Annotated in this window: 21 protein-coding genes; 14 read left to right on the forward strand and 7 right to left on the reverse strand. The window is 61.2% G+C overall.

All coding sequences use genetic code 11. From position 1 onward, the window contains the following. The first annotated feature begins 37 nt into the window (after positions 1–37). The 3 genes from RFER_RS00430 to RFER_RS00440 are packed head-to-tail and all read left to right on the forward strand — an operon-like array spanning position 38 to position 2,839. Positions 38–856, forward strand: a complete 819-nt coding sequence (locus RFER_RS00430; protein ID WP_011462419.1) for a nucleotidyltransferase family protein — start codon at positions 38–40, stop codon at positions 854–856. A gap of 19 nt (positions 857–875) precedes the next feature. Next, the gene (locus tag RFER_RS00435; RefSeq protein ID WP_011462420.1) at positions 876–2,285 is read left to right on the forward strand and encodes an aminopeptidase P N-terminal domain-containing protein; all 1,410 of its coding nucleotides are present in this window, start codon (positions 876–878) and stop codon (positions 2,283–2,285) included. Positions 2,286–2,326: 41 nt separating this feature from the next. After that, entirely contained in the window at positions 2,327–2,839 is a 513-nt protein-coding gene (locus tag RFER_RS00440; protein WP_011462421.1) for a TlpA disulfide reductase family protein, read from the forward strand. Positions 2,840–2,896: 57 nt separating this feature from the next. Here the strand turns inward: RFER_RS00440 and ppdK are convergent, their stop codons facing one another. Both ppdK and pip read right to left on the reverse strand, forming a co-directional pair. Further along, positions 2,897–5,692 (reverse strand): pyruvate, phosphate dikinase, encoded by a 2,796-nt coding sequence (gene ppdK / locus RFER_RS00445; protein ID WP_011462422.1) that lies wholly within the window; start codon positions 5,690–5,692, stop codon positions 2,897–2,899. Between the two features lie 95 nt (positions 5,693–5,787). After that, positions 5,788–6,753, reverse strand: a complete 966-nt coding sequence (gene pip, locus RFER_RS00450; protein WP_041791146.1) for a prolyl aminopeptidase — start codon at positions 6,751–6,753, stop codon at positions 5,788–5,790. Positions 6,754–6,997: 244 nt separating this feature from the next. Between pip and RFER_RS00455 the strand changes: the two genes are divergently transcribed. The 7 genes from RFER_RS00455 (at position 6,998) to RFER_RS23235 (ending at position 12,729) form a co-directional block, all read left to right on the forward strand. After that, complete coding sequence (locus RFER_RS00455) at positions 6,998–7,480, forward strand: rubrerythrin family protein (RefSeq protein WP_011462424.1); 483 nt, start codon at positions 6,998–7,000, stop codon at positions 7,478–7,480. Positions 7,481–7,606: 126 nt separating this feature from the next. Beyond that, positions 7,607–7,771, forward strand: a complete 165-nt coding sequence (locus tag RFER_RS00460) for a rubredoxin (protein ID WP_011462425.1) — start codon at positions 7,607–7,609, stop codon at positions 7,769–7,771. 15 nt (positions 7,772–7,786) lie between these two features. Continuing rightward, positions 7,787–9,091: an FAD-dependent oxidoreductase gene (locus RFER_RS00465; RefSeq protein WP_011462426.1), complete on the forward strand. Its 1,305-nt coding sequence runs from the start codon at positions 7,787–7,789 to the stop codon at positions 9,089–9,091. A 94-nt stretch (positions 9,092–9,185) separates the two neighbouring features. Continuing rightward, complete coding sequence (locus RFER_RS00470) at positions 9,186–11,495, forward strand: NADP-dependent malic enzyme (RefSeq protein ID WP_011462427.1); 2,310 nt, start codon at positions 9,186–9,188, stop codon at positions 11,493–11,495. Positions 11,496–11,652: 157 nt separating this feature from the next. Next, positions 11,653–12,045 (forward strand): ribonuclease domain-containing protein, encoded by a 393-nt coding sequence (locus RFER_RS00475; protein WP_011462428.1) that lies wholly within the window; start codon positions 11,653–11,655, stop codon positions 12,043–12,045. Positions 12,046–12,079: 34 nt separating this feature from the next. Further along, a complete protein-coding gene (locus RFER_RS00480) occupies positions 12,080–12,529 on the forward strand; it encodes a barstar family protein (protein WP_011462429.1) in 450 nt (149 codons plus the stop codon). Further along, the gene (locus RFER_RS23235; RefSeq protein ID WP_084795411.1) at positions 12,508–12,729 is read left to right on the forward strand and encodes a hypothetical protein; all 222 of its coding nucleotides are present in this window, start codon (positions 12,508–12,510) and stop codon (positions 12,727–12,729) included. Before RFER_RS00480 ends, RFER_RS23235 begins: the two co-directional genes overlap by 22 nt. A 100-nt stretch (positions 12,730–12,829) precedes the next feature. On the opposite strand, the gene rsmA is transcribed toward RFER_RS23235, so the two are convergent. The 3 genes from rsmA to RFER_RS00495 are packed head-to-tail and all read right to left on the reverse strand — an operon-like array spanning position 12,830 to position 17,424. Then, positions 12,830–13,615, reverse strand: a complete 786-nt coding sequence (rsmA, locus tag RFER_RS00485; protein ID WP_011462430.1) for a 16S rRNA (adenine(1518)-N(6)/adenine(1519)-N(6))-dimethyltransferase RsmA — start codon at positions 13,613–13,615, stop codon at positions 12,830–12,832. Positions 13,616–13,641: 26 nt separating this feature from the next. Next, entirely contained in the window at positions 13,642–15,021 is a 1,380-nt protein-coding gene (locus RFER_RS00490) for a peptidylprolyl isomerase (RefSeq protein WP_011462431.1), read from the reverse strand. 6 nt (positions 15,022–15,027) lie between these two features. After that, on the reverse strand, positions 15,028–17,424 hold the full coding sequence (locus RFER_RS00495) for an LPS-assembly protein LptD (RefSeq protein ID WP_049765587.1): 2,397 nt from the start codon (positions 17,422–17,424) through the stop codon (positions 15,028–15,030). Between the two features lie 89 nt (positions 17,425–17,513). On the opposite strand from RFER_RS00495, the gene RFER_RS00500 reads away from it, so the two are divergent. Continuing rightward, on the forward strand, positions 17,514–18,602 hold the full coding sequence (locus tag RFER_RS00500) for an aminoglycoside phosphotransferase family protein (protein ID WP_011462433.1): 1,089 nt from the start codon (positions 17,514–17,516) through the stop codon (positions 18,600–18,602). Positions 18,603–18,643: 41 nt separating this feature from the next. Here the strand turns inward: RFER_RS00500 and RFER_RS00505 are convergent, their stop codons facing one another. Further along, positions 18,644–19,183 carry a DUF2946 family protein gene (locus tag RFER_RS00505; RefSeq protein WP_011462434.1) on the reverse strand — a complete coding sequence of 180 codons (540 nt, stop codon included), beginning with the start codon at positions 19,181–19,183 and terminating at the stop codon, positions 18,644–18,646. 85 nt (positions 19,184–19,268) lie between these two features. Continuing rightward, entirely contained in the window at positions 19,269–19,718 is a 450-nt protein-coding gene (locus RFER_RS00510) for a YybH family protein (protein ID WP_011462435.1), read from the reverse strand. A gap of 150 nt (positions 19,719–19,868) precedes the next feature. Here RFER_RS00510 and RFER_RS00515 point away from each other — a divergent pair, with 150 nt between their 5' ends. The 3 genes from RFER_RS00515 to RFER_RS00525 are packed head-to-tail and all read left to right on the forward strand — an operon-like array spanning position 19,869 to position 21,917. Next, positions 19,869–20,456, forward strand: coding sequence for a LemA family protein (locus RFER_RS00515; RefSeq protein ID WP_041791150.1), 588 nt, complete (start codon positions 19,869–19,871; stop codon positions 20,454–20,456). 19 nt (positions 20,457–20,475) lie between these two features. Further along, positions 20,476–21,396, forward strand: coding sequence for a TPM domain-containing protein (locus tag RFER_RS00520; protein ID WP_011462437.1), 921 nt, complete (start codon positions 20,476–20,478; stop codon positions 21,394–21,396). Next, complete coding sequence (locus RFER_RS00525; protein WP_011462438.1) at positions 21,396–21,917, forward strand: TPM domain-containing protein; 522 nt, start codon at positions 21,396–21,398, stop codon at positions 21,915–21,917. The genes RFER_RS00520 and RFER_RS00525 overlap by 1 nt, the downstream gene beginning before the upstream one ends. Positions 21,918–22,001: the final 84 nt, after the last annotated feature.

The following is a 22,001-nucleotide window of genomic DNA, read 5'->3' on the forward strand; positions in this document are numbered from 1 at the left end:
TGTGCCGCCACCTGCTGAGGACCTTTCGATAGCTGCCATGCTGCTGGCGGCCGGCCGCGGCGAGCGTATGCGGCCCCTGACCGATACCACGCCGAAACCTTTGCTGCCCGTGCGCGGCAAGCCGCTGATGCAGTGGCAGCTGGAGGCGCTGGCGCGCGCGGGTGTGGGCCGGGTGGTGGTCAACACGGCTTGGCTGGGGCCGCAGATTGCCGCTCAATTTAATGATGTTTTCAGGCTCCAGCCCGCGTCAAATAAGCATGAGCAGCTATCAATTCAGGATAGTCTGCAGATTCGATATTCCCATGAGGGCCAGGATTTTGGCGCCGCACTGGAAACCGCCGGGGGCATTGCCCGCGCCTTGCCGTTGCTGTGCCCGCCCACCGGCGCCGGGGCCCGCGCTGAGGTGTTCTGGGTGCTCGCCGGTGACGTGTATGTGCCTGACTTTGTCTTCAGTCCGGCGGCGGTGGCGCGCTTTTTAGCTGGTGACAAGCTGGCGCACCTGTGGCTGGTGCCCAACCCGGCGCACAACCTGCGCGGCGACTTTGGACTGGGCACCGTTGACACGGGTGGGCCAACGCCGGTCGGCCTGGCGCTTAATCTGCCCGCCGCTGATCCACGCCCGCGTTACACCTATTCCACCATCGGACTCTATCGCCGCGCCTTGTTTGAATCACCCTGGTGTGACATCGCCGCCGGCAATCCGCTGGGCATCAAAGCCCCTTTGGCGCCGCTGTTGCGCGCGGCCATGGACAATGGATTCGTGTCTGCCGAACTGTACGGCGGCCGCTGGACCGACGTTGGCACACCCGAGCGCCTGCGCGCCTTGAATTTGAACCCGCCCTCTGCCCAACCTTGACGTCTTTTGGAGCCCACCCATGACCGCAACACCTCTGGCGAAAACTGCCGACACGGGCTACGCCCAGCGTCGCGCGCAAGTGGCCAAACTCATCGGCCCGCACGGCATCGCCATCATCCCGACTGCGCCCGAGCAGCAGCGCAACCGCGACAACGATTTTTTGTTCCGCCCCGACAGTTACTTTTACTACCTGACCGGTTTCACCGAACCCAAGGCCTGGCTGGTCATCACCGGCGACGGCAAGACGAGCTTGTTTTGCCAGGCTAAAGACCAGGAGCGCGAAATCTGGGACGGTTACCGGCTCGGGCCGCAGGCCGCACCGGCAGCGCTCGGGGTCGACGCGGCATTTGCCGTTGCGGACCTGGACGCCCAACTGCCCGGCCTGCTCGATGGCCGTGATGCCGTCTGGTACCCGTTTGCCACCCACAAGGGGCTGGAAACGCGCATTGACGGCTGGCTCGGCAGCGTGCGGGCCCGCGTGCGTTACGGCACGTTGTGCCCCGAGCAGCAGCGTGACCTGTGTGGTTTGCTCGATGAAATGCGCCTGGTGAAAGACGCGCACGAGCAGGCCACCATGCGCCGCGCCGCTCAAATCAGCGCGGGCGCCCACATTCGCGCCATGCAGCTCAGTGCCCGCATGCTGCGGGGTGGGCAGGAGGTGCGTGAATACCACCTGGACGCCGAACTGCTGCACGAGTTTCGCCGCCATGGCTCGCAGTCCCCGGCGTACGGCTCCATCGTGGCCGCCGGCGCCAATGCCTGTGTATTGCACTACCGCGCCGACGCGGGACAAGTGCGCGCTGGTGAATTGGTGCTGATCGACGCCGCCTGCGAGCTCGACGGCTACGCCAGTGACATCACCCGCACCTTCCCGGCCAACGGCAAGTTCAGCGGGCCGCAGCGCGCGCTGTATGAACTGGTGCTGGCAGCGCAAGAGGCAGCCGTTGCCGCCACCCGCGCCGGTGCCCGCTTCACCGATCCGCACGAGGCCAGCGTCAAGGTACTCGCGCAAGGGATGCTGGACCTGGGGCTGCTCGAGCGCAACAAGGTCGGCAGCCTGGAGGATGTGATCGATAAGCGCGCCTACTTTCAGTTCTATATGCACCGCACCGGGCATTGGATCGGCATGGATGTGCACGATTGCGGCGCCTATACCGAGCCCTCGGAAATTGGCCAGGTCAGCACGCGCAAGGACGCACTCACCGGTGACCTCATCAAAGACCGGCCAGCCCGCATCCTGCAGCCCGGCATGGTGCTGACGATCGAGCCCGGCATTTATGTGCGTCCGGCAGCGGGTGTGCCCGCGCAGTTTCACAACATCGGCATCCGCATTGAAGACGACGCCATCGTCACCGCCAGCGGCTGCGAGCTGATCAGCCGCGGTGTGCCGGTGCAAGCCGATGACATTGAGGCGCTGATGCGGGGCTGACTCGTTAAGCCTGACCGCTGGGTGACTGCTAAACTTTGATCATGAAAACAGTTTTCTCGCTGATATTGTTGTGCCTGGTGGCGACAACCAACCTGGCTGCTGCAAAGACTCCCGGTGAAGTGGAAGTCGGTAGCGTTCTGCGCGAGGCGACGATGCTGGGGCTGTCCGGACCGTCGCGTCAGCTGTCGCAGTACCGCGGCAAGCCGCTGATCATCAATGTGTGGGCCAGTTGGTGCGGCCCGTGCCAACAGGAAATGGGCTCACTGGAGCGCCTGGCCCGCAGCAAGACCGGGCAGCAGGTGACGCTGATCGGTATTTCGACCGACGACTATCCGGAGGCGGCACGCGCCTTTTTGAAACGCTACCCAACCAGCTTCAGCCACTACATTGACCAGCAGTTGTTGCTGGAAAACATGTTGGGAGCGGCGCAATTGCCGCTCACCCTGCTGGTTGATGCGCAGGGCCGTGTGCTGGCCAAACACGTCGGCGCCCAGCAATGGGACAGCCCCCAGGCGCTGCAATTCATCGGCAAGACCTTGCGCCTCAAGCCGTAACGGGCCTAATTGGTGACCCGCCGGCTCAATCCGGATTGAGCCACCGCGCCGCTGGCCTTAGACCGGTTCCCGATACTGGTCTTCCAGCAGCTTGGCCTGAGCCGCCGCCAGGCGCGCGATCGGCACGCGCGGTCCCGAGCACGACACGTAGTTGAGCTTGATGTGATGGCAAAAACGGATGGAGCCGGGGTGCCCGCCATGTTCGCCACAGATGCCCACTTTCAGGTCCGGGTTGGTGACGCGGCCGTTTTGCACCGCCATTTTCATCAATTGCCCCACGCCCTTGATGTCCAACACCTCGAACGGGTTGTCTTCCAGAATGCCGGTCTCGTTGTAGAAGGGCAGGAATTTGTTTTCTGCGTCCTCACGGCTGAAGGAGAACGTGGCCTGGCTCAGGTCGTTGGTGCCGAACGAGAAAAACTCGGCAATCTCGGCCATGCGCCCGGAGCGCATGCAGGCACGCACCACTTCGAGCATGGAGCCAAACTTGAACTGCACGTCGATGCCATGGGTGGCGCGCACTTCCTGCCGGATGCGCTGCACATAGCTGTGAATGCGCTTGAGCTCTTCCACCGTGGCCACCTGCGGCACCATGATTTCGGGATAGATCTCAATGCCTTGCTTGCCACACAGGGCAGCCGCTTCCAGAATCGCGCGGATCTGCATCGAGTAGATCTCGGGGTAGGTGATGCCCAGACGCACACCACGATGGCCCAGCATCGGGTTGACTTCGGCCAGCGCGCGCACTTTTTTCAGGATTTTTTCCTTTTTGGCGATGACTTCGTCCTCCATGTGCGACTTCTTGAAAGTGCCCAAAGCACCCATCAAGGGGGTCAGGCCGTCCGCATATTGCTGGTACAGCTTGGGGTTGAGCATCTTGAGGGTTTCGGGCAGGTCTTCCAGGGCCTTGATGGTGTCGCGTAATTGGTGCAGATGGGCAATTTCGAGCTCAAGCTGCGCCGCAGTGGGTAAGAACTCGTGCATCGGCGGGTCCAGCAACCGCACGGTGACGGGCAAGCCCTTCATCGCCTTGAAGATGCCCTTGAAGTCAGCGCGCTGAATCGGCAGCAGCCGGTCCAGTGCCGCTTGCCGCTCTTCCAGCGTTTCGGCCAGGATCATTTCCTGCACGATCGGCAAGCGGTCGGTGGCGTTGAACATGCGCTCGGTGCGGCACAGGCCGATTCCCATGGCGCCAAACTCACGCGCGCGCAGCGCGTCGACCGGTGAATCGGCATTGGCCATGACCTTGAGCGCCGCCACTTCGTCGGCCCAGCCCAGCAGGGTGTTCATTTCCTCGGAAAATTCGGCTTCGACGGTCGGTATTTCGCCCGCGTAGACATGGCCGGTACCGCCGTCAATGGTGATGACGTCGCCTTCCCTTAGAACAGTGTCGCCAACCTTGGCGCTGCGCAACTGGTCGTTGATGACGATCTGCTCGCAGCCTGATACGCAAGGCTTGCCCATGCCGCGCGCCACCACCGCAGCATGCGAGGTCTTGCCGCCCCGGCTGGTCAAGATACCCTGCGCCTGGAAAAAGCCGTGAATGTCTTCCGGTTTGGTTTCTTCCCGCACCAGGATGATTTTTTCACCGGCACGCCCGCGCGTCTCGGCGGTGTCGGCGTCGAACACAATCTTGCCGGACGCCGCGCCGGGCGAGGCCGACAGCCCTTGCGCCAGCGACTTGGCGTGAAAATTGGGGGCCAGTTGCGGCACCAGGAGTTGCTCCAGCACGGCGGGCTCGGTGCGCAACAGCGCGCGCTCCTTGGTGATGAGGCCCTGGTGAAACATTTCGACCGAGGTGCGCACCATGGCGCGCGCGTTCATCTTGCCGTTGCGGGTTTGCAGGCAGTACAGAATGCCTTTCTCGATGGTGAATTCAAAGTCTTGCACCTCATGGTAGTGCGACTCCAGCCGACTGCGCAGCTGAATCAACTGGCGGTGAATTTCCGGCATTTCCTGTTCCATTTCGGCGATCGCCTTGGGCGTGCGAATGCCCGCCACCACGTCCTCGCCCTGGGCGTTGACCAGATATTCGCCGTAAATCACGTTTTCACCGGTGCCCGGGTTGCGCGTAAAGCCCACGCCGGTGCCGGAGTCGTTGCCCATGTTGCCAAACACCATGGTGCAGATGCTCACCGCCGTACCGTTGGCCTGTGCTTTGGTGATCCTGAATTGTTTGCGGTAGTCCACCGCGCGTTTGCCCATCCAGGAGCGAAACACCGCGCCCACGGCAATTTCGAGCTGCACAAACGGGTCCTGCGGAAAGGCTTGGCCGGTCTGGCGTTGCACGATGGCCAGGAATTCGCCCGCCAGCTCCTTCAGGTGCTCGGTGTTCAGGTCCACATCCTGCGGCGCGCCGTATTTGCGCTTGATGGCCACCATGCGCTCGTCAAAATGTTCGTCGCTGATGTTGAGCGCGATCTTGCCGAACAGCTGGATAAAACGGCGATAGGCGTCATACGCGAAGCGCTCGTTGCCGGTTTGTGTGATCAGCCCTTTCAGCGAAACCTCATTGAGGCCGAGGTTCAGGATGGTATCCATCATGCCCGGCATCGACATCGCCGCACCGGAGCGCACCGAGATCAGCAGCGGGTTTTTGGCGTCGCCGAAGCCTTTGCCGGTTTTCTTCTCCAGGGCGGCCATGTGGGTTCGGATTTCATCCATCAGGCCGGGTGGCAACTGGTTTTTTTCCAGATAGGCGTTGCAGGCATCGGTGCTGGCGGTGAAGCCGGGCGGCACGTTCAAACCAATCTGCGTCATCTCGCACAGATTGGCCCCCTTGCCGCCAAGCAGCATTTTGTTTTTGCCATCGCCCTCTTCAAAGGCGTACACATATTTCTTGCTGCTTGTCATGACGGCTCCAATTCAAAAAAGTGGGTGGGTTAAGGATGGGGTTTGGTGATGCTGCCAAGTTCTTGTGCGCTGCGCGGCGGCTTGAAGGGCCTGCACTACAAGGTGCCGTCGCGCTTGAACTGATTGGTCGCGGCGATCAGTGCGCTGGCAATGCCCGGCTCAAAAGCGGCGTGGCCGGCATCTTCAATCATCTGAAAAGAGGCCTCGGGCCAGGCTTCGTGCAGCCGCCACGCCGACACCGGCGGACACACCACGTCGTAGCGGCCCTGAATGATGACGGCTGGCAGGTGGCGGATGCGGTCCACGTTGCGCACCAACTGATCCTCGCTCAAAAAGGCGTCGTGCAGGAAGTAGTGCGCCTCCAGCCGGCCCAGCCCCAGGCCAACGGCGGCTGAGCCAAACGTCTCGGCCACCTCCGGATGCGGCAGCAGGTGCAGGCAACTGCCTTCGTAGCGGCTCCAGGTGCGCGCCGCCCGCATGTTTTCAGCCGGGTTGCCGCTGAACAGGCGGCGGGCGTAGGCTTGCAGCAGATTGCCGCGCTCGGTCTCGGGAATGTCGGCCACAAAGCGGGCATGTTCTTGCGGGAAAAATAGCCGGATACCGTTCAGGAACCAGTCGATCTCGCTGCGCGTGCACAAGAAAATACCGCGCAGCACAAAGCCGGTGCAGCGCTCGGGGTGCGCCTCACCGTAAGCCAGCGCCAGGGTCGAGCCCCAGGAGCCGCCAAACACCAGCCACTGTGCGATGCCCAACTGCTCGCGCAGGCGCTCAATGTCGTGGATCAACAGGTCGGTGGTGTTTTCCAGCGCCTCCCCCAGCGGCGTGGATTGGCCGGCACCGCGTTGGTCAAACAGCACGATGCGGTAATACGCCGGGTCAAAGAATTGCCGGTGTTGGGGTGACAGGCCCGCCCCCGGCCCGCCATGCAAAAACAGCGCCGGCACCCCGTCGGGGTTGCCGCACTCTTCCCAATACAGGGTGTGGATGTCATCGACCGGCAGTTGGCCCGTGCGGTAAGGCGCAATGGCCGGATACAAAGGATTGAGGGCGTCGGCGGACATGGGCGGGGGTTCTTTCTTGGGCTTCGAGTTTGGCATTGTGCACCGACACGGAAGCCGCAAACGGCCAGCCAGCCAGCACCGTGGGCGAACCCGCCCTGACGCGTTAGTGAGGTACTCAACACGATAGCTGCTATCAATTGATTAGTTAAAGTCAATTGGCAATTAGTATTCACAAAGACTATCATTACATCCATGTTGATTGCATCCTTCTATCGACTGACCCTTTAACCCACAGGAGCTCCCCATGACCGCCAAGCAACGCCCCGAGATCAAAACCATGGCCAACCTGGAATCCGCCTTTGCGGGCGAATCCATGGCGCACATCAAATACCGCTATTTCGCCAAACTGGCGCGTGAAATGGGTGACGAAGACACCGCTCGTGTCTTTGAAGCCACCGCCGACCAGGAGGTGATGCACGCCTTTGGTCACCTGGATCTGCTTTACCCCAAGGCCACGATGACAGCGGCCAAGGCCCTGCAAATTGCGATTGACGGCGAAACCTACGAGTACACCGAGATGTACCCCGGTTTTCGCGCCACCGCTGAAGCCGAGGGCCATGCCGCCGCCGTAGCCGAGATGGATGAGCAAATTGGAGAATCCAAAGAGCACGCCGCCCAATTCAGGGCGACGCTGGAAAAAGCGCAAAAACGCTTTGCCGCGCTGGCCAAGGTAGAGGAGCGCCACGCCAACCATTACAAGGCGCAACTGGCCAAGGCCCAGGCCTGATCGGCGATACCGCCGGTCGCAGTGACGCGCTGGCAATCATCTTTTGGTTGCTATACTAAACATAGCTACTTGCGCAATATTCACGGGGGCTAGAGCCCTATTTGACTCATATTGATTGGAATACTCATGAAAACCTACCTTTGCATCGTTTGCGGCTTCATCTATGACGAGGCCGCGGGTCGTCCGGAAGATGGCATCGCCCCCGGCACACGCTGGGCGGATGTGCCCGACACCTGGGCCTGCCCGGACTGTGGCGTCGCCAAGGCCGACTTTGAGCCGGTAGAGATCTAAAACCGAAGGTCCGACATGGCACCTCCGATCATCATCATTGGCGCCGGGCTGGCCGGCTGGACCACCGTGCGCGAGCTGCGCAAGCTTGACCAGCGTACGCCGGTGCTGCTGATCACGGCCGACAGCGGAGATTTCTACGCCAAGCCGGCGCTGTCCAACGCGTTGCAGCAACAGCGCACACCGGCGCAACTGGTCACCACGCCGGCGGCCCAGATGGCAGCGACGCACAAGGTGCGTCTGCTGGCGCATACCCGGGTGCTGGTCATTGATGCGCTAACACGCACGCTGCGCAGCACCCGGGGCGAGTTCAGCTATCGCCACTTGGTGTTGGCCACCGGCGCACAGCCGATTCGACTGCCGCTGGCGGGGGATGCGGCGGATCAGGTGCAGTCGATCAATTCACTGGATGACTTCTCCCGGTTCCACCAGCGTCTGACGCGTGCCGCCGGGTGTGGCGACAAGGGGGTGGGCGGGGGCTCGCCGCTGAACCTGCAGTCGGCCAGTGAACACAGCCGGCGCCATGCCCTGATCATGGGGGCCGGCCTGATTGGTTGCGAGTTTGCCAACGACCTTGCCGCAGCGGGTTACCGGGTGACGGTGGTTGACCCGTCGACCGGGCCGATGACGGCCTTGTTGCCGGCATCAGCCAGCGCACAGTTGCAGCAGGCGCTGGCAGGCTTGGGCGTGCGCTGGCACTTTGGCGCGACCGTCAAGTCGGTCAACTGGGCAAAAACGGGGGGGTCCATCGCGGTGGCCGAGAGCGCCCGTGTCCATCAGGTCGAGTCCGTCCTCCAGGTTGAGCTGTCAAATGGGTCGCTAGCCCCCGTGGATATTGTGTTGAGTGCTATTGGTTTGAAATCGGACACGGCGCTGGCGCAGGCCGCCGGGCTGGTCTGCGAGCGCGGCATCGTGGTGGACGCCACATTGCAGACCAGTAGCCCGCATATCTACGCCCTGGGTGACGCCGCGCAATACGCGACCGGGCGATGGGGCGTGGCGGCTGATGCTGCGGCAACATCGGTGGCGGGCGCCCGGACCATGCCCTATGTGATGCCCATCATGAGCGCCGCACGCGCTTTGGCAGCCACGCTGGCGGGCACGCCGACCGCTGTCGCTTTTGCGCTGATGCCGGTCGCCATCAAGACCCCGGCGCTGCCAATTGTGGTGGCCGCACCGGCACCCGGCACAGCGGGAGAGTGGCGCAGTGAAGCGTCAGGACAGTGGCAATTCATGGACGGGCAGCATCAAGTGCGCGGCTTTGCGCTGACAGGGACGCAAACTGCCCGGCGCGCAGAGCAAGCCAAGCTGGTGTTGGCTTGAGGGTGATGCACCCGGCACGGTCTACAATTTCACTCCCGTAGCGACGCCCTGAGGCTGGCCTCTTGGTCATACGGTTTGCAACAGGAGAGACCCCATGCCCCATACAACGGCCACCGCCGCAGACAAACGCGCTGAATTGCGCCGCGCCACACTCGAGTACCACGAATTTCCCACCCCCGGCAAAATTTCCATTGCGCCGACCAAGCAGTTGATCAACCAGCATGATCTGGGGCTGGCCTACACGCCGGGCGTGGCCATTCCGTGCGAGGAAATCGTCAAAGACCCGAATAACGCCTACAAGTACACCAGCCGGGGCAATCTGGTGGCGGTCGTCACCAACGGCACCGCCGTGCTCGGACTGGGCGACATTGGCCCATTGGCGGGTAAACCGGTGATGGAAGGCAAGGCCGTGCTGTTCAAGAAGTTCGCCGGTATTGATGTGTTCGACATCGAAATCAACGAAAAGCACGATCTTGACAAGCTGGTGGACATCATCGCTTCGCTGGAGCCGACCTTTGGCGGCATCAACCTGGAAGACATCAAGGCACCCGACTGCTTTTATGTCGAGCGCAAGTTGCGCGAACGCATGAAGATTCCGGTCTTTCATGATGACCAGCACGGTACCGCCATCACGGTCGGTGCGGCCATTCTCAACGGCCTGAAAGTGGCCGGCAAGGACCCGAAAGACGTGAAACTGGTGACCTCCGGCGCCGGTGCCGCAGCGCTGGCTTGCGTCGGGCTGCTGGTCAAACTGGGCATTCCCCGTGAAAACGTGTGGGTGACCGATCTGGCCGGTGTCGTGTACGAGGGCCGCACCGAGCTGATGGACCCGGACAAGATCATTTACAGCCAGAAGACATCGGCGCGCACCCTGGGTGAAGTCATTGAAGGTGCTGACGTGTTTCTGGGCTTGTCAGCGGGCGGTGTGCTCAAGGGCGAAATGGTCAAAAGGATGGCGCCCAGGCCGATCATTTTTGCGCTCGCCAACCCGACGCCCGAGATCACGCCCGAAGAAGTGAAGGCCGTGCGCAGCGACGCCATCATCGGCACCGGCCGCTCGGATTACCCGAACCAGATCAACAACATCTTGTGTTTCCCCTACATTTTCAGGGGCGCACTGGACGCGGGCGCCTCCACCATCACGGTGGAGATGGAAATGGCGGCGGTGCATGCGATTGCCGACCTGGCGCAGGCCGAGCAAAGCGAAGTGGTTGCTGCCGCCTATGTTGGCGAGCCGCTGGCCTTTGGGCCGGAGTACCTGATCCCCAAGCCCTTTGATCCGCGTTTGATGATCAAAGTGGCGCCAGCGGTGGCCCAGGCCGCGTTTGACAGCGGCGTGGCCTTGCGCCCGATTGCGGACATGGATGCCTACCGCGAGAAGTTGCAAAGCTTCGTCTACGCCTCGGGCACCGTGATGAAACCGATTTTCGCCGCCGCGAAAAGTGCGCTTAAAAAGCGGATCGCCTATGCCGAGGGTGAAGATGAACGTGTGCTGCGCGCGGCCCAGATTGTGGTGGACGAAGGCTTGGCCCTGCCCACGCTGATTGGCCGTCCGCTGGTGATTGCCGAGCGCATCAATAAGTTTGGCTTACGCCTGGAAGAGGGGCAGGACTACAGCGTCGTCAATGTGGAGCAGGATCATCGCTACCGCGATTTCTGGCAAACCTACCACCGCATGACCGAGCGCAAGGGCATGACGGCCCAGGTTGCCAAGATCGAGATGCGCCGACGCCTGACCCTGATTGGCAGTATGTTGTTACAAAAGGGTGATGTGGATGGGCTGATTTGCGGCACCTGGGGCACCACGGCGATGCACCTGCAATATCTGGATCAGGTGATTGGAAAACGCACTGGCGTCAACACCTATGCCTGCATGAATTGCCTGATGTTGCCCGAGCGCCAGCTATTTATAGTGGACACCCACGTCAACTACGATCCCACTGCCGAGCAACTGGCCGAGATCACAATTCTGGCGGCAGAGGAAATGGTGCGCTTCGGCATTCGGCCCAAAGCCGCCTTGCTGTCGCACTCCAACTTTGGCAGCAGCAACCAACCCAGCGCCGTGAAGATGCGCGAGGCTTTGGACTTGCTGCGGGTCAAGGCGCCGTGGCTGGAGGTGGACGGCGAAATGCATGGCGACGTGGCGCTCGATGGCGCAGCCCGCGCAGCCCTCATGCCCAACAGCACACTGGCGGGGGACGCCAATCTTCTGGTGTTACCCAATATCGATGCCGCTAATATTGCCTACAACCTGCTCAAGACAGCAGCCGGTGGCAATATCGCCGTTGGTCCGGTGCTGCTGGGCGCGGCCAAACCGGTGCATATCTTGACCGCCAGTGCCACGGTGCGTCGAATTGTGAATATGACGGCCCTCACTGTGGCCGACGCAAACGCCAGCCGCTGAGCTCTAAAGCCTAAGCTAGCACTAACTTAGTAAGCTGTTTGATGCTTTGTGTCTGCCTATTTTTTAGGCAGACGCTTGCATTATTTTCGTAAATACGCGACACTACACACCTTGAAATTACGGGTTAACCCGGAGTCTTGCGAGAGGTGTCTTGTTCATGTTGCGTCTGAAAAGCTCTAAGTTAGTACTTACCAGCTTTTTTCTTGCTGCGATTTTCGCCTGTGCAGGGGTGCTGGCCAAAGGGCCTGCCCCGGCAGACGCTGCCACTGCCATCGCGGTGACCGCTTTACCCAAGCAAGGCGTGCAGACCTACGACCTGATTCATCAAGGCGGTCCGTTTGCGCATGAAAAAGATGGTGTGGTGTTTGGCAACCGTGAGCGTTTGCTGCCACTCCAAAAGCGTGGTTACTACCGTGAATATACCGTCGCAACACCGAATTTACATGCCCGGGGAGCCCGGCGCATTGTGTGCGGAGGGGCTGCCAGAGCGCCTGACGCTTGTTATTACACCGCCGATCACTATGCGAGCTTCCGCCGGATCGTGCCGTGAAACCGGTTTATTACTTACGAAAAGTGAAGCGAGAATGAATATGTCATTGAGCCAAGAAACCGCCGCTTTGCAGCGCGCTGCAACGGACGTGCCGCTACGCGGCGTGCGGCCAAATATTGTCCAGTCGATTAGGGCTTTTCGTGTGCCGGAGTTGCAGGGTGCGGCCCAATCCTTGGGCCAGCATTTTCTGTACGCCAATCTGGCCAACGCCCAGACCAAGCAGGACGTACTGGATCTCATTGCTCAGCAATTCATGTTGTCGGTGCATGTCGGCAAGAATTTTGACGCACTGTATGACAGCATGACCGACCCGCTACACAAGTCCGGCCCACAGCCTGGCTTTATTGTGGTGCTGGAGCACATTCCGGCCCATGCCAAGTTTGACAAGGAGGCGCGCGAGCAGTTGCTCGATATCTTCCGCGACGCGGCTGACTACTGGGCCGATCGAAAGATACCGTTCCGATGTTTCTATTCTTTTCTGTAGCCCGTTCTGCACACACCAGCCAAGCAGAACGGGCGAACGAGGCAAAAGGCAACGGCGTCGGCAGCCAAACCTTGTCAGGCATCGAACTCACCACCGAGTCCGGGGAGAAAATGCCAACTGACAAACTGTTGGACATATCGCCACTGGCGCTGCGCATGAGCAGCCCCTTCAATTCCGGGTATTGGTTAACGGCCGCCTGATCGCAGCGCCGCTTCCCCGCTCCAGAAGGCCCATCGAAAGAGAGGGCCTTTTTTCTGGCTGGGGCGCCAAGGTGCTGGCTGAAAGTTGACCGCCAGCCGGTCAGTGACTGGCGGCTTGGCTGTGTGTGGCCAATTTCAACGCCAAGGCCAGGTATTCAGCCACCGGGACTTCTTCCGCCCGGCGCTGCACGTCGAATTCATCCGCGTAGCCTTTCTGTTGCAGCCACTGGCCCAGCGTGTGGCGTAACAGCTTGCGACGCTGGCTGAAAGCCACCTGGACCAGTTCGCTCAAGAGATGCCCATCCACCGCGGCCGGGTTGACATGCGGCACCATGCGAACCACCGCGCTGTTGACGCGAGGCGGCGGCTCGAAGCTCTCGGGCGGAACCAGCAAGACGTTTTCCATCGCGTAACGCCACTGCAACATGACACTCAGACGGCCGTAGGCAGCGGTGCAGGGGCCTGCCACCATGCGGTCAATCACTTCTTTTTGCAGCATGAAATGCTGGTCTTCGATGACGTCAATGAAGTTCAGCAAGTGAAACAGGATCGGCGTCGAGATGTTGTACGGCAGGTTGCCAACAACTCTCAATTTTGTAGTGGTCAGCGCTTGCGCCACTTGGGCAAAGTCCACCTTTAACACATCAGACTCAATCACCACGAGCTGAGGATGCGCCCGCAGGCGCGCGGCCAGGTCACGATCGAGCTCAATCACGGTGAGCTGACCCAGACGTTCCACGAGCGGTTGGGTCAACGCCGCCAGACCGGGTCCGATCTCCACCATCGCCTGCCCCGGCCTGGGGCCAATGGCGTCGACGATGGCTTCAATCATGGCGCCGTCGGTCAGAAAATGCTGGCCGAAGCGTTTGCGGGCAATGTGTTTCATTCCACGAGCGTAGGACTGTATCGGTTTTACTGCGGCGGCTCGCGCAATTCCACATAGGCGCGGCCGCGCACGTCTTGCGCCCAGCTGATATACGCTTCATCGAGCTTCTTTTCGTGCAACATGGCGCGCACGGCCTCGCGCTGCTCCTGCGGGCTGAGGGTGGCCTGGCGACGCTCCATCAGCTGAATCAAATGAACGCCAAAGCGGGACACCAAGGGTTCACTGATCTGCCCCGGCGTCAGGCTGTTCATGACCGCCTCGAACTCCGGCACAAACATGCCCGGATTGGCCCACCCCAGGTCGCCGCCCTGCGCGGCACTGCCATCCTGCGAATGGTCGCGGGCCAGCGCGGCAAAATCAGCTTGCCCTGCGGCAACCCTTTTTTTGAATTCATTGAGCTTGTCACGGGCTGCGCTCTCGGTGAGCTGCGGGCTGACCCGCAACAAGATATGGCGGGCCCGGCTCTGCGTGACCGTCATGGCGGGCAGTGCCGCACTTTTCTTTTCCAGTACTTTGAGGATGTGAAAGCCCGCGCCTGAACGTACCAGCGCCGAGATTTCACCGACAGCCAGGTTGTGTGTCGCCTCAAGGAAAAGCGGCGGATAGCGATCTGCCGTGCGCAGGCCGAGCTCGCCGCCATTGGCGAGGCTGGCCTTGTCTGAGGCGTCGGAGAACTCTCGCACCAGGGTCACAAAGTCTTCACCCGCGCGTGCGCGTGCCAGCGCACGTTGCGCCCGGGCCTGCAAGGCGGTCACTTGCACCGGGGTGGCGGTATCAGGGACCGACACCAGGACTTGAGCCAGATTGATTTGCTGCACCGCAGGGGTGCTGCTTTGTTGCTCGCGCAGGAATTGATCGATCTCCAGCTCCGACACCCGCGCGCGCGGTTCGACCTCACGCTCACGCAGGCGGGTCAGCAGGATCTGATCGCGCAGCTGGTTACGGAACTGGCCGGGCACGCCGCCTTCCTGTGTCAGGCGTCGGCGCAACTCGGCTACCGTGAGCTGATTTTGCCGGGCGATGTTCTGCTCGGCCTGGTCAATGGCTGCTTCGTCCGCCGCAATACCGGACTCCCGGGCCAGTTGCAGCTGGGCTTTTTCGTTGATGAGGCGCTCCAGTACCTGGCGCACCAAGGTTTTGCTATCGACTTGTGGGTTGCCCTGCTGGGCCAACTGCTGCAGCACGCGTTGCAGGGCGGCGCGCACCTCGTTGTTGGTAATGGGCTCGGAGTTGACCACCGCCACGATGTAGTCGGCCGCCAGCCCGGTAGCAGCGGGTACCCTCGCGGGCGCAAGAACACCGGCGCCGACAGTTGCCGAGGATGGCCGCAAGCCCTGCGCCGGTACAGTCAAGGGAGCAAGAAGGGCAAGGCTGGCCACACTAAGGGCCACAAGGCGATGGTTCATGATGGATTAATCGTAGTTGCTGAAACGACTGGGAGGGCTGGTTTGCTCTCGCAGATACTGGTAACCGGGAATATTGTCTTTCAAGGACTTCAATGGGTTCACGCCCAAGCGGGTCAAGCCGACAAACTCAAGCTGGAACATGATGCGCTGATTGGCCGATGCGGTACTGGTTTGCAGTTGCTCCAACACAATACGACCCAGCCAACAACCCGCATCGTACTCAAAACCGAGCACGGCATCGACCAGCTTGCGTTCTTGCATACTGTAGTTGAGGCGCCCGACGCTGTACCAGCGCCCCTCGCCTTGACCCCGGCCAGCGCCCAACTCCTGCCCGCGCTCGCCCCACAAGTCATTGATCGGCCACTGCCAGCCGATGTCGAGTTGTTCGCTGGACTCGCGCTGGTAGCGGTAAGCCGCGCTCACGGTTCGGTAGTGGCCCGCGCTGTAGCGCGCGCCGATGGTGGAACGTACCGACTGCTTGGTGGTGGGGTTGAATTGCACGGTCGAGTCGAAAGCCCATTTCGGATCCCAGTTGACCGCTGCTCCCAGCAGCAAATCGCTGATCCGGTCGGTCACTGGCGCGTCAGTCGGTAATAAGGTGACGTTCTGGTCTCTAAAGCGCAAGCGTTGTGCGACACCAAAACGTGCAACCTGCGCTCCGGTGGCTGGATCCAGCAGGCGTGTGCTCACGCCCAGCGTCAGTAAATCGCTGTCAGAAATGCGGTCGTTGCCGACAAAGGCGTTGTCGGTGTAGATGGTGGCAAAGTTGAAATCGACAGCGCCCGAGTCATAGTTGGGCAACAGGCGCTGGTCGCGAAACGGTGTGTTGACGTAAAACGCACGGGGCTCCAGGGTCTGGCGAAAATTCATGCCGAAATAGCGGGCATCGCGTTCAAACACCAGGCCACTGTCCACACTGAGGGTCGGCACGACGCGGCTCGCCGCCCTAGCCCCGTTACTCAGTGGCGTGTCAAATTGATAGTTGCTGACGTTCAGCTGCAGCTTGGGGGTGATGAAGCCGGCGGCAGTCACCCAAGGTCGGCTGAGCTGCAACACGGAGAAGACGCGTTGGGCATTGGGCTGCAGGGTGAGACTGCGTTCAGACTGAAACCGGGTGTAATCCGCATCCACTGAATAATCAAATCCGCCGACATTGCTGCGGGCATAACGCGTGGCCAACTGCGGCAAACGGTCATAGGGTGGCGTGATGGGGGCGCTCACGTCCTGCAGGGTTTGCCATTTGAGCGTGCGCACCGTGTTGGAAAAATTGCCCTCGGTCCAGGACAGGCTGGCGTCGTTGGTGAGCAGACGCTGGGTCAGCGATCCGGTTGAGGCGCGGGTGAAGTCACGCCAGTAATTGTCGTCACTGACCCGGTTCAGGTTGAGGTTCAAGGCCACACCGCCGGCGGTGAACGGCCGCGTCCAACTGTTCTGCAATGTGGCCTGATGCGTGTAAGTCAAACCCCAGCGAGTGCTGTCACGCAACTGGTCAGACGGCATCAAGTCCAGCTGCACTTGACCCGCATAGTCCGCCTCAAGATAGCGCAGCTCGCTGCTCAGATTGACGCCACGCTTGCTCATGAGCGTCGGCGTGAAAGTGGCATCCCGGTTCGGCGCGATGTTCCAGTAGTAGGGCACGCTCACTTCGGCCCCATTGACATTGTCCAGCCCCAGGATCGGTGGCAGGACGCCTGACTTGCGTTTGTCACTCAGCGGAAAACTGAGGTAGGGAATCGGCAGCAGCGGCACCCCTTTGAAGCTCAGCAAGGCGCCCTTTGCCGTGCCCACGTCTTCCTCGTTGTCCAGGCTGATGCTGGCGGCCCGCAAAATCCAGTCCGGCAGCCAGCTCGGGCCCGGCAAGCGCCGGCAGGTGGTGAAGGTGGCGTTGTGGATGACGGCCCGTTGGTCATCAATGAAGTCGACACGATCGGCTTGGCCATGCGCGTCATTCTTGAGAAAATAATAACGCGGCTGGTTGAAAAAACCCTCGAACGTATCGAGCTTGAGTTCCAGCAGCGGCCCTTCATACACGTTGCCGGCGCGGTTAATCAGGACATTGCCACTGGCTGTGGCCAGGTCGCTCGGTTGGTCATATTCCAGCCGGTCGGCCTTGATCACGAGGTCGCCGCGGCGCAACTCGGCGCGGCCCTCCAGCACGGTTTCCAGGTCCGGACGCCCGAAGATGTGCTCAGCCGAGATGAAGGTTGGCAGGCTGCTGCGCAGCGCGGGGGCCACCTGCTCTTGCAGCAAAGGGCTTGTCTTTAGCGGCAGTGGCGGCTCGTCGGGCGCGACCTGGGCCACCTGTGCATTGACGCTTGTTCCCTGCAGCAAAGCCCAAGCCAGCAGGGCAAGCGGGCGCTGGGCAAAACGGGCCAAGTGTGGCCTGAGGTCAAGTTCGTGCATCAAGAAGCGTATCAGGCAGGGGCAGTAACGGGGGTGAAAACAGGTTGGAAACGAAGCGGGAGCATTCGACTTTGTAGAATGGATTATCCATGAGCACAGCCTTCCCACCCGAAACCACCCCGGCCACCGCACCCATCTGGCCTGACGCGCAGCGCGCAGCCGATTTCAGCGTCTGGCTGGCCGGACTGGCGCCCGCGCACGGCCTGGTCATTGATTCCTTGCGCACGGCCTCCGCCGACGCCAGCTTCCGGCGCTACTTGCGCGTGGATGGCACTCAGGGCAGCTACATCATCATGGACGCGCCGCCCGACAAGGAGGACTGCCAGCCTTTTGTCAAAGTCGCCCAGTTGCTGCACCAGGCGCAGGTGCATGCGCCCGAGGTGCTGGCGTGGGACGCAGCCCACGGTTTTATGCTGCTGACCGATCTGGGAGCCCAGACCATGATGCAGGTGATCAAGCGGGACGACCCGCAGGCCAATCAGGGCCTGTACCTGCAGGCGGTTGACGCACTGATTGCCTGGCAAAGCGCCTCCAAGCCGGGCGTTTTGCCGCCCTACGATGAAGCGCTGCTGCGCCGTGAGCTGGAACTGTTCCCTGACTGGTATCTGGCCCGCCACCGCGGTGTAGCGGTCGAAGGCGAGGTGCGGCGCACGCTGGACCAGGCGTTTGCGCAAATCATGGCGCACAACCTGGCTTGGCCCAGCGTTTATGTGCACCGCGACTTCATGCCGAGAAATTTGATGGTGGCCCCCGCGGGTGCGGGTCAGCGGATGGGCGTGCTGGACTTCCAGGATGCGGTTTATGGCCCCATCACCTATGACATTGCCAGCTTGATGCGTGATGCCTTCCTGAGCTGGGAGGAAGATTTCTGCCTCGACATCACCATCCGTTACTGGGAGAAAGCGCGCAAGGCCGGGCTTGCGGTGGGTGACGACTTTGGCGAGTTTTACCGGGGGGTGGAATGGATGGGCTTGCAACGCCACCTGAAAGTCGCCGGCATCTTTGCCCGCCTGACGCTGCGCGATGGCAAACCCCAGTACTTGGCCGACACGCCTCGCTTCATCAGTTACATTCGCGCCACCTGCGCGCGCTACCGCGAGCTCAAGCCCTTGCTGCGCTTGATTGAGCGCATCGAGGGTCTGGTCGTGGCCGACGGCTATGCCTTTGGCAGGATTTAAGAAAAATAAGGCCCTAGCCCCCGTCGAATATGCCTAAGCAGCTATGCTTTTTGAAGTGAATATGGACTCGGCACATAGTTGAAGCGGCTCGGTAAATCAGCGTGGAGCACATCCTGTGGCTGCCACAGGCCCTGCAGCACGGCGTCCGCCACGTAGTCCATGTCCATGCTGTGCACCAGGCCAAAGCCGGTCGAAGTGTCAAGGTAGACATGCCCCAACTCGTCCAGCAGGCAGTGCTGCACTGAGGCTGCTCTGCCGCAATGATCTTGAATTGACAGGTCATGGTTGACGCGCCAGATCAGCGGCGTGGCTTCTAGTTCGACGTAGACGCGCTGCGGTCCGTTCTGGAAAAACCACTGCCCTTCTGTAGTGGGCTGGTAATTGCGCTGGATGAACTCGATCAGTTTGTCGTGTTTCAGCTCTGAGCCCTTGCCGGCCGCGCTGCCGCCTGCAAACGGTCCCTGCGCCTGGGCGCGTTCGTCGCGCATGAACCAGTTGCCGCGCGCATCCAGGCCGAGCCAGCCGTAGCAGTCGGGCACGTTGGGCCATTTGAGCAAGGCTTGTTTGACAATGTCATCCATGGAGAAAGTCCCTGCGTCAGGTGGTGTGAATTTGTGTCGGCATGGCCAAGTTGCACATGGCGGTTTTGGACTGGAAGCTCAGTTGTCAGTGAAACACGGGCGGTATCTCACTGCCGTCTTGCGCTTCCTGTTGCGACCCCGGACTGGCATGGTGGGCCACCATGCGCCAGCCCTGCGCCGTTCGGTGGTAGACGTTGGTGGCAATGACAAAGGCCTGCACCAGGCCGTCCTCGGTCAGGACCTCAATGCGCTCGCGCACGTTGTGCACCACGCTGGCCAGCGACTCAATCTTGCGTACCGCTTGTGGCTGCACCCGGATACTGCCATTGTTGAAAATGGCATCAAAAGCAGCCCGGATGGCGCCCAGGCCCACCAGTCGTGGCCCACCTGGATGGACGCACACAATTTCATCCTCATCGGCCCAGCAGGCCATGAGCTTATCGATGTCGGCGGTTTGCAGTGCCTCGTAAAAACTGGCCTCGATTTCGTCGGCGCTACCGCCCACGGAGGCGGCTTGTTTTTTGGCTTTGGACATGATGGATTTCTGTGGCGGTGGGGGATGATTTTGCCGTGCTTTCGCCGCGTATTGACGGCGTGAGCATTTGCCTGGCTCAGCATGCACAGTCAGGGCCAGATTGCAATGCGTGTTTATGCTAAGGTTGCGTTCTTCACGCTGGAGATTTATATGACACGCTGGCTCCTGATTCTGTTGACTGCCCTGTCCCTGACCGGCTGTGGCTATAACGATTTTCAACGCCTGGACGAACAGACCAAGTCGGCCTGGAGCGAGGTGCTCAATCAATACCAGCGCCGCGCTGACCTGGTGCCCAACATTGTGGCAACCGTCAAAGGCGAGGCCGCGTTTGAGCAGGAGACGCTGACCAAGGTGATTGAGGCGCGCGCCAAGGCGACCTCGATCCAGGTGACGCCAGAAACCTTGAACAACCCGGAAGCCTTCAACAAGTTTCAGGCGGCACAAGGCGAGCTGGGCTCGGCCTTGAGCCGCTTGATGGCGGTGTCCGAACAGTACCCCAGTCTCAAAGCCAACCAGGGCTTTTCGGATTTGCGGGTGCAGCTCGAAGGCACCGAAAACCGCGTCACGGTGGCGCGCAACCGGTATATCCAGGCCGTCCAGGCGTACAACGTGCTGGTGCGAAGTTTCCCCAGCAACCTGACGGCGATGGTCTTTAGCTACCAGCCAAAACCCAGCTTTACCGTGCAAAATGAAGCGGCGATCACAACGCCGCCGGTGGTCGACTTCAACAAGAAGTAGGCCGGCGTCTGTCACACCGATGAGACCCCTGTTTCTGCTGCAACGCTGGCCGGCACAACTGCGCCGCCTCGGCCGCTGGCTGGCCGTAGCAAGCGTGGGCCTGCTGCTTTTGCTGTCACAGGCGCAGGCGCAATTGGCGGTGCCGACGCTGGTTGCCCATGTCATGGACGCCACCGGCACGCTGAACGCCGTGCAAGTGCAGCAGCTGGAGGCCAAACTCACCGCCTTTGAGCAGAGCCGGGGCACGCAAATGGTGCTGCTGCTGGTGCCAACGACGCAGCCCGAGGACATCGCCAGTTACAGCAACCGGGTCGCCAACAGCTGGAAAATAGGCCGCAAGGAGATCGGCGACGGACTCTTGCTGGTGGTGGCCAAAGACGACCGGCGGGTCCGCATTGAAGTTGCCAAGACGCTGGAGGGCGCCATTCCCGACCTGGCGGCCAAGCGCGTCATTGACCAGGCCATCACCCCGCGTTTCAAGCAGGGGGACTTCGCCGGTGGACTCGACGCGGCGGTGGATCAACTGATGGCGCTCATCAAGGGTGAGGCCCTGCCCGTGCCCGTGGCGGCTGTCCGCGGCGTGAAAAACGGTTTTCAATGGACGGACCTTGCCATCTTCATGTTCTTTGCCGTCCCGGTGGTGGGCGCCGTGGCGCGCAGCATTTTCGGTACCAAGCTGGGGTCTCTGGCAACCGGTGGGCTCGTCGGGGGCATTGCCCTGCTCGTCACCGCCAGCCTGGCAATCGCAGCACTGGCGGCGCTGGTCGGGTTTGTGTTCGCTCTTTTCTCGGGTTTGATGCCCGGCGGCGGACGCGGCGTTGGTCGCCATGGGGGCTGGGGTGCTGGCGGTGGCGGGTTTGGGGGTGGTTTTGGCGGCGGAGGCTTTGGCTCCGGCGGCGGTGGTGACTTTGGTGGCGGTGGTGCCTCGGGACGCTGGTGATGTTGAACCGAATCAAGCGCATTTTCAGACATCGCTGGGTCGATGAGTCGGCCACGCAGCACGCCAGTGCGCCCGACATGCTGCAGCGGCTGCAGCAGCGGGTGGCTGCGAGCGAGCAACGCCATTCAGGCGAAGTCAGGATTTATATCGAAGCGGGGCTGCCACTGAGCTACCTGTGGACCAATGCACCAACGCGGCAAATCGCCCGCCAGCGCGCCCTGGACCTTTTTAGCCAACTCGGCGTCTGGGATACCGCCGCCAACAATGGCGTGCTGATCTACCTGTTGCTGGCCGAGCACGCGATTGAGGTTGTGGCGGATCGCGGAGTCAACGGGCGTGTTCATCCATCGGTTTGGCCCGCCTTGGTGACGCGCATGAGCGCCGCTTTCAAACAAGCGCAGTTTGAAGATGGCCTGACGAACGCCTTGGCCGAAGTGTCCGCGCTGCTGGTGCAGCACTTTCCGTTAGGCGCCAACGAGGTCAATCCGAACGAACTGCCGGATGCGCCGATATTGAATTGATTCGGCCCCAAAAGCAGAAAAGCCCGGGTCTTTTCAGATCCGGGCCTCTCACGTCGCCTGAATGAGCCAAGCGCCTGGTGGTTG

Origin of the sequence: Rhodoferax ferrireducens T118 (assembly GCF_000013605.1) — a bacterium.
Classification (GTDB): domain Bacteria; phylum Pseudomonadota; class Gammaproteobacteria; order Burkholderiales; family Burkholderiaceae_C; genus Rhodoferax; species Rhodoferax ferrireducens.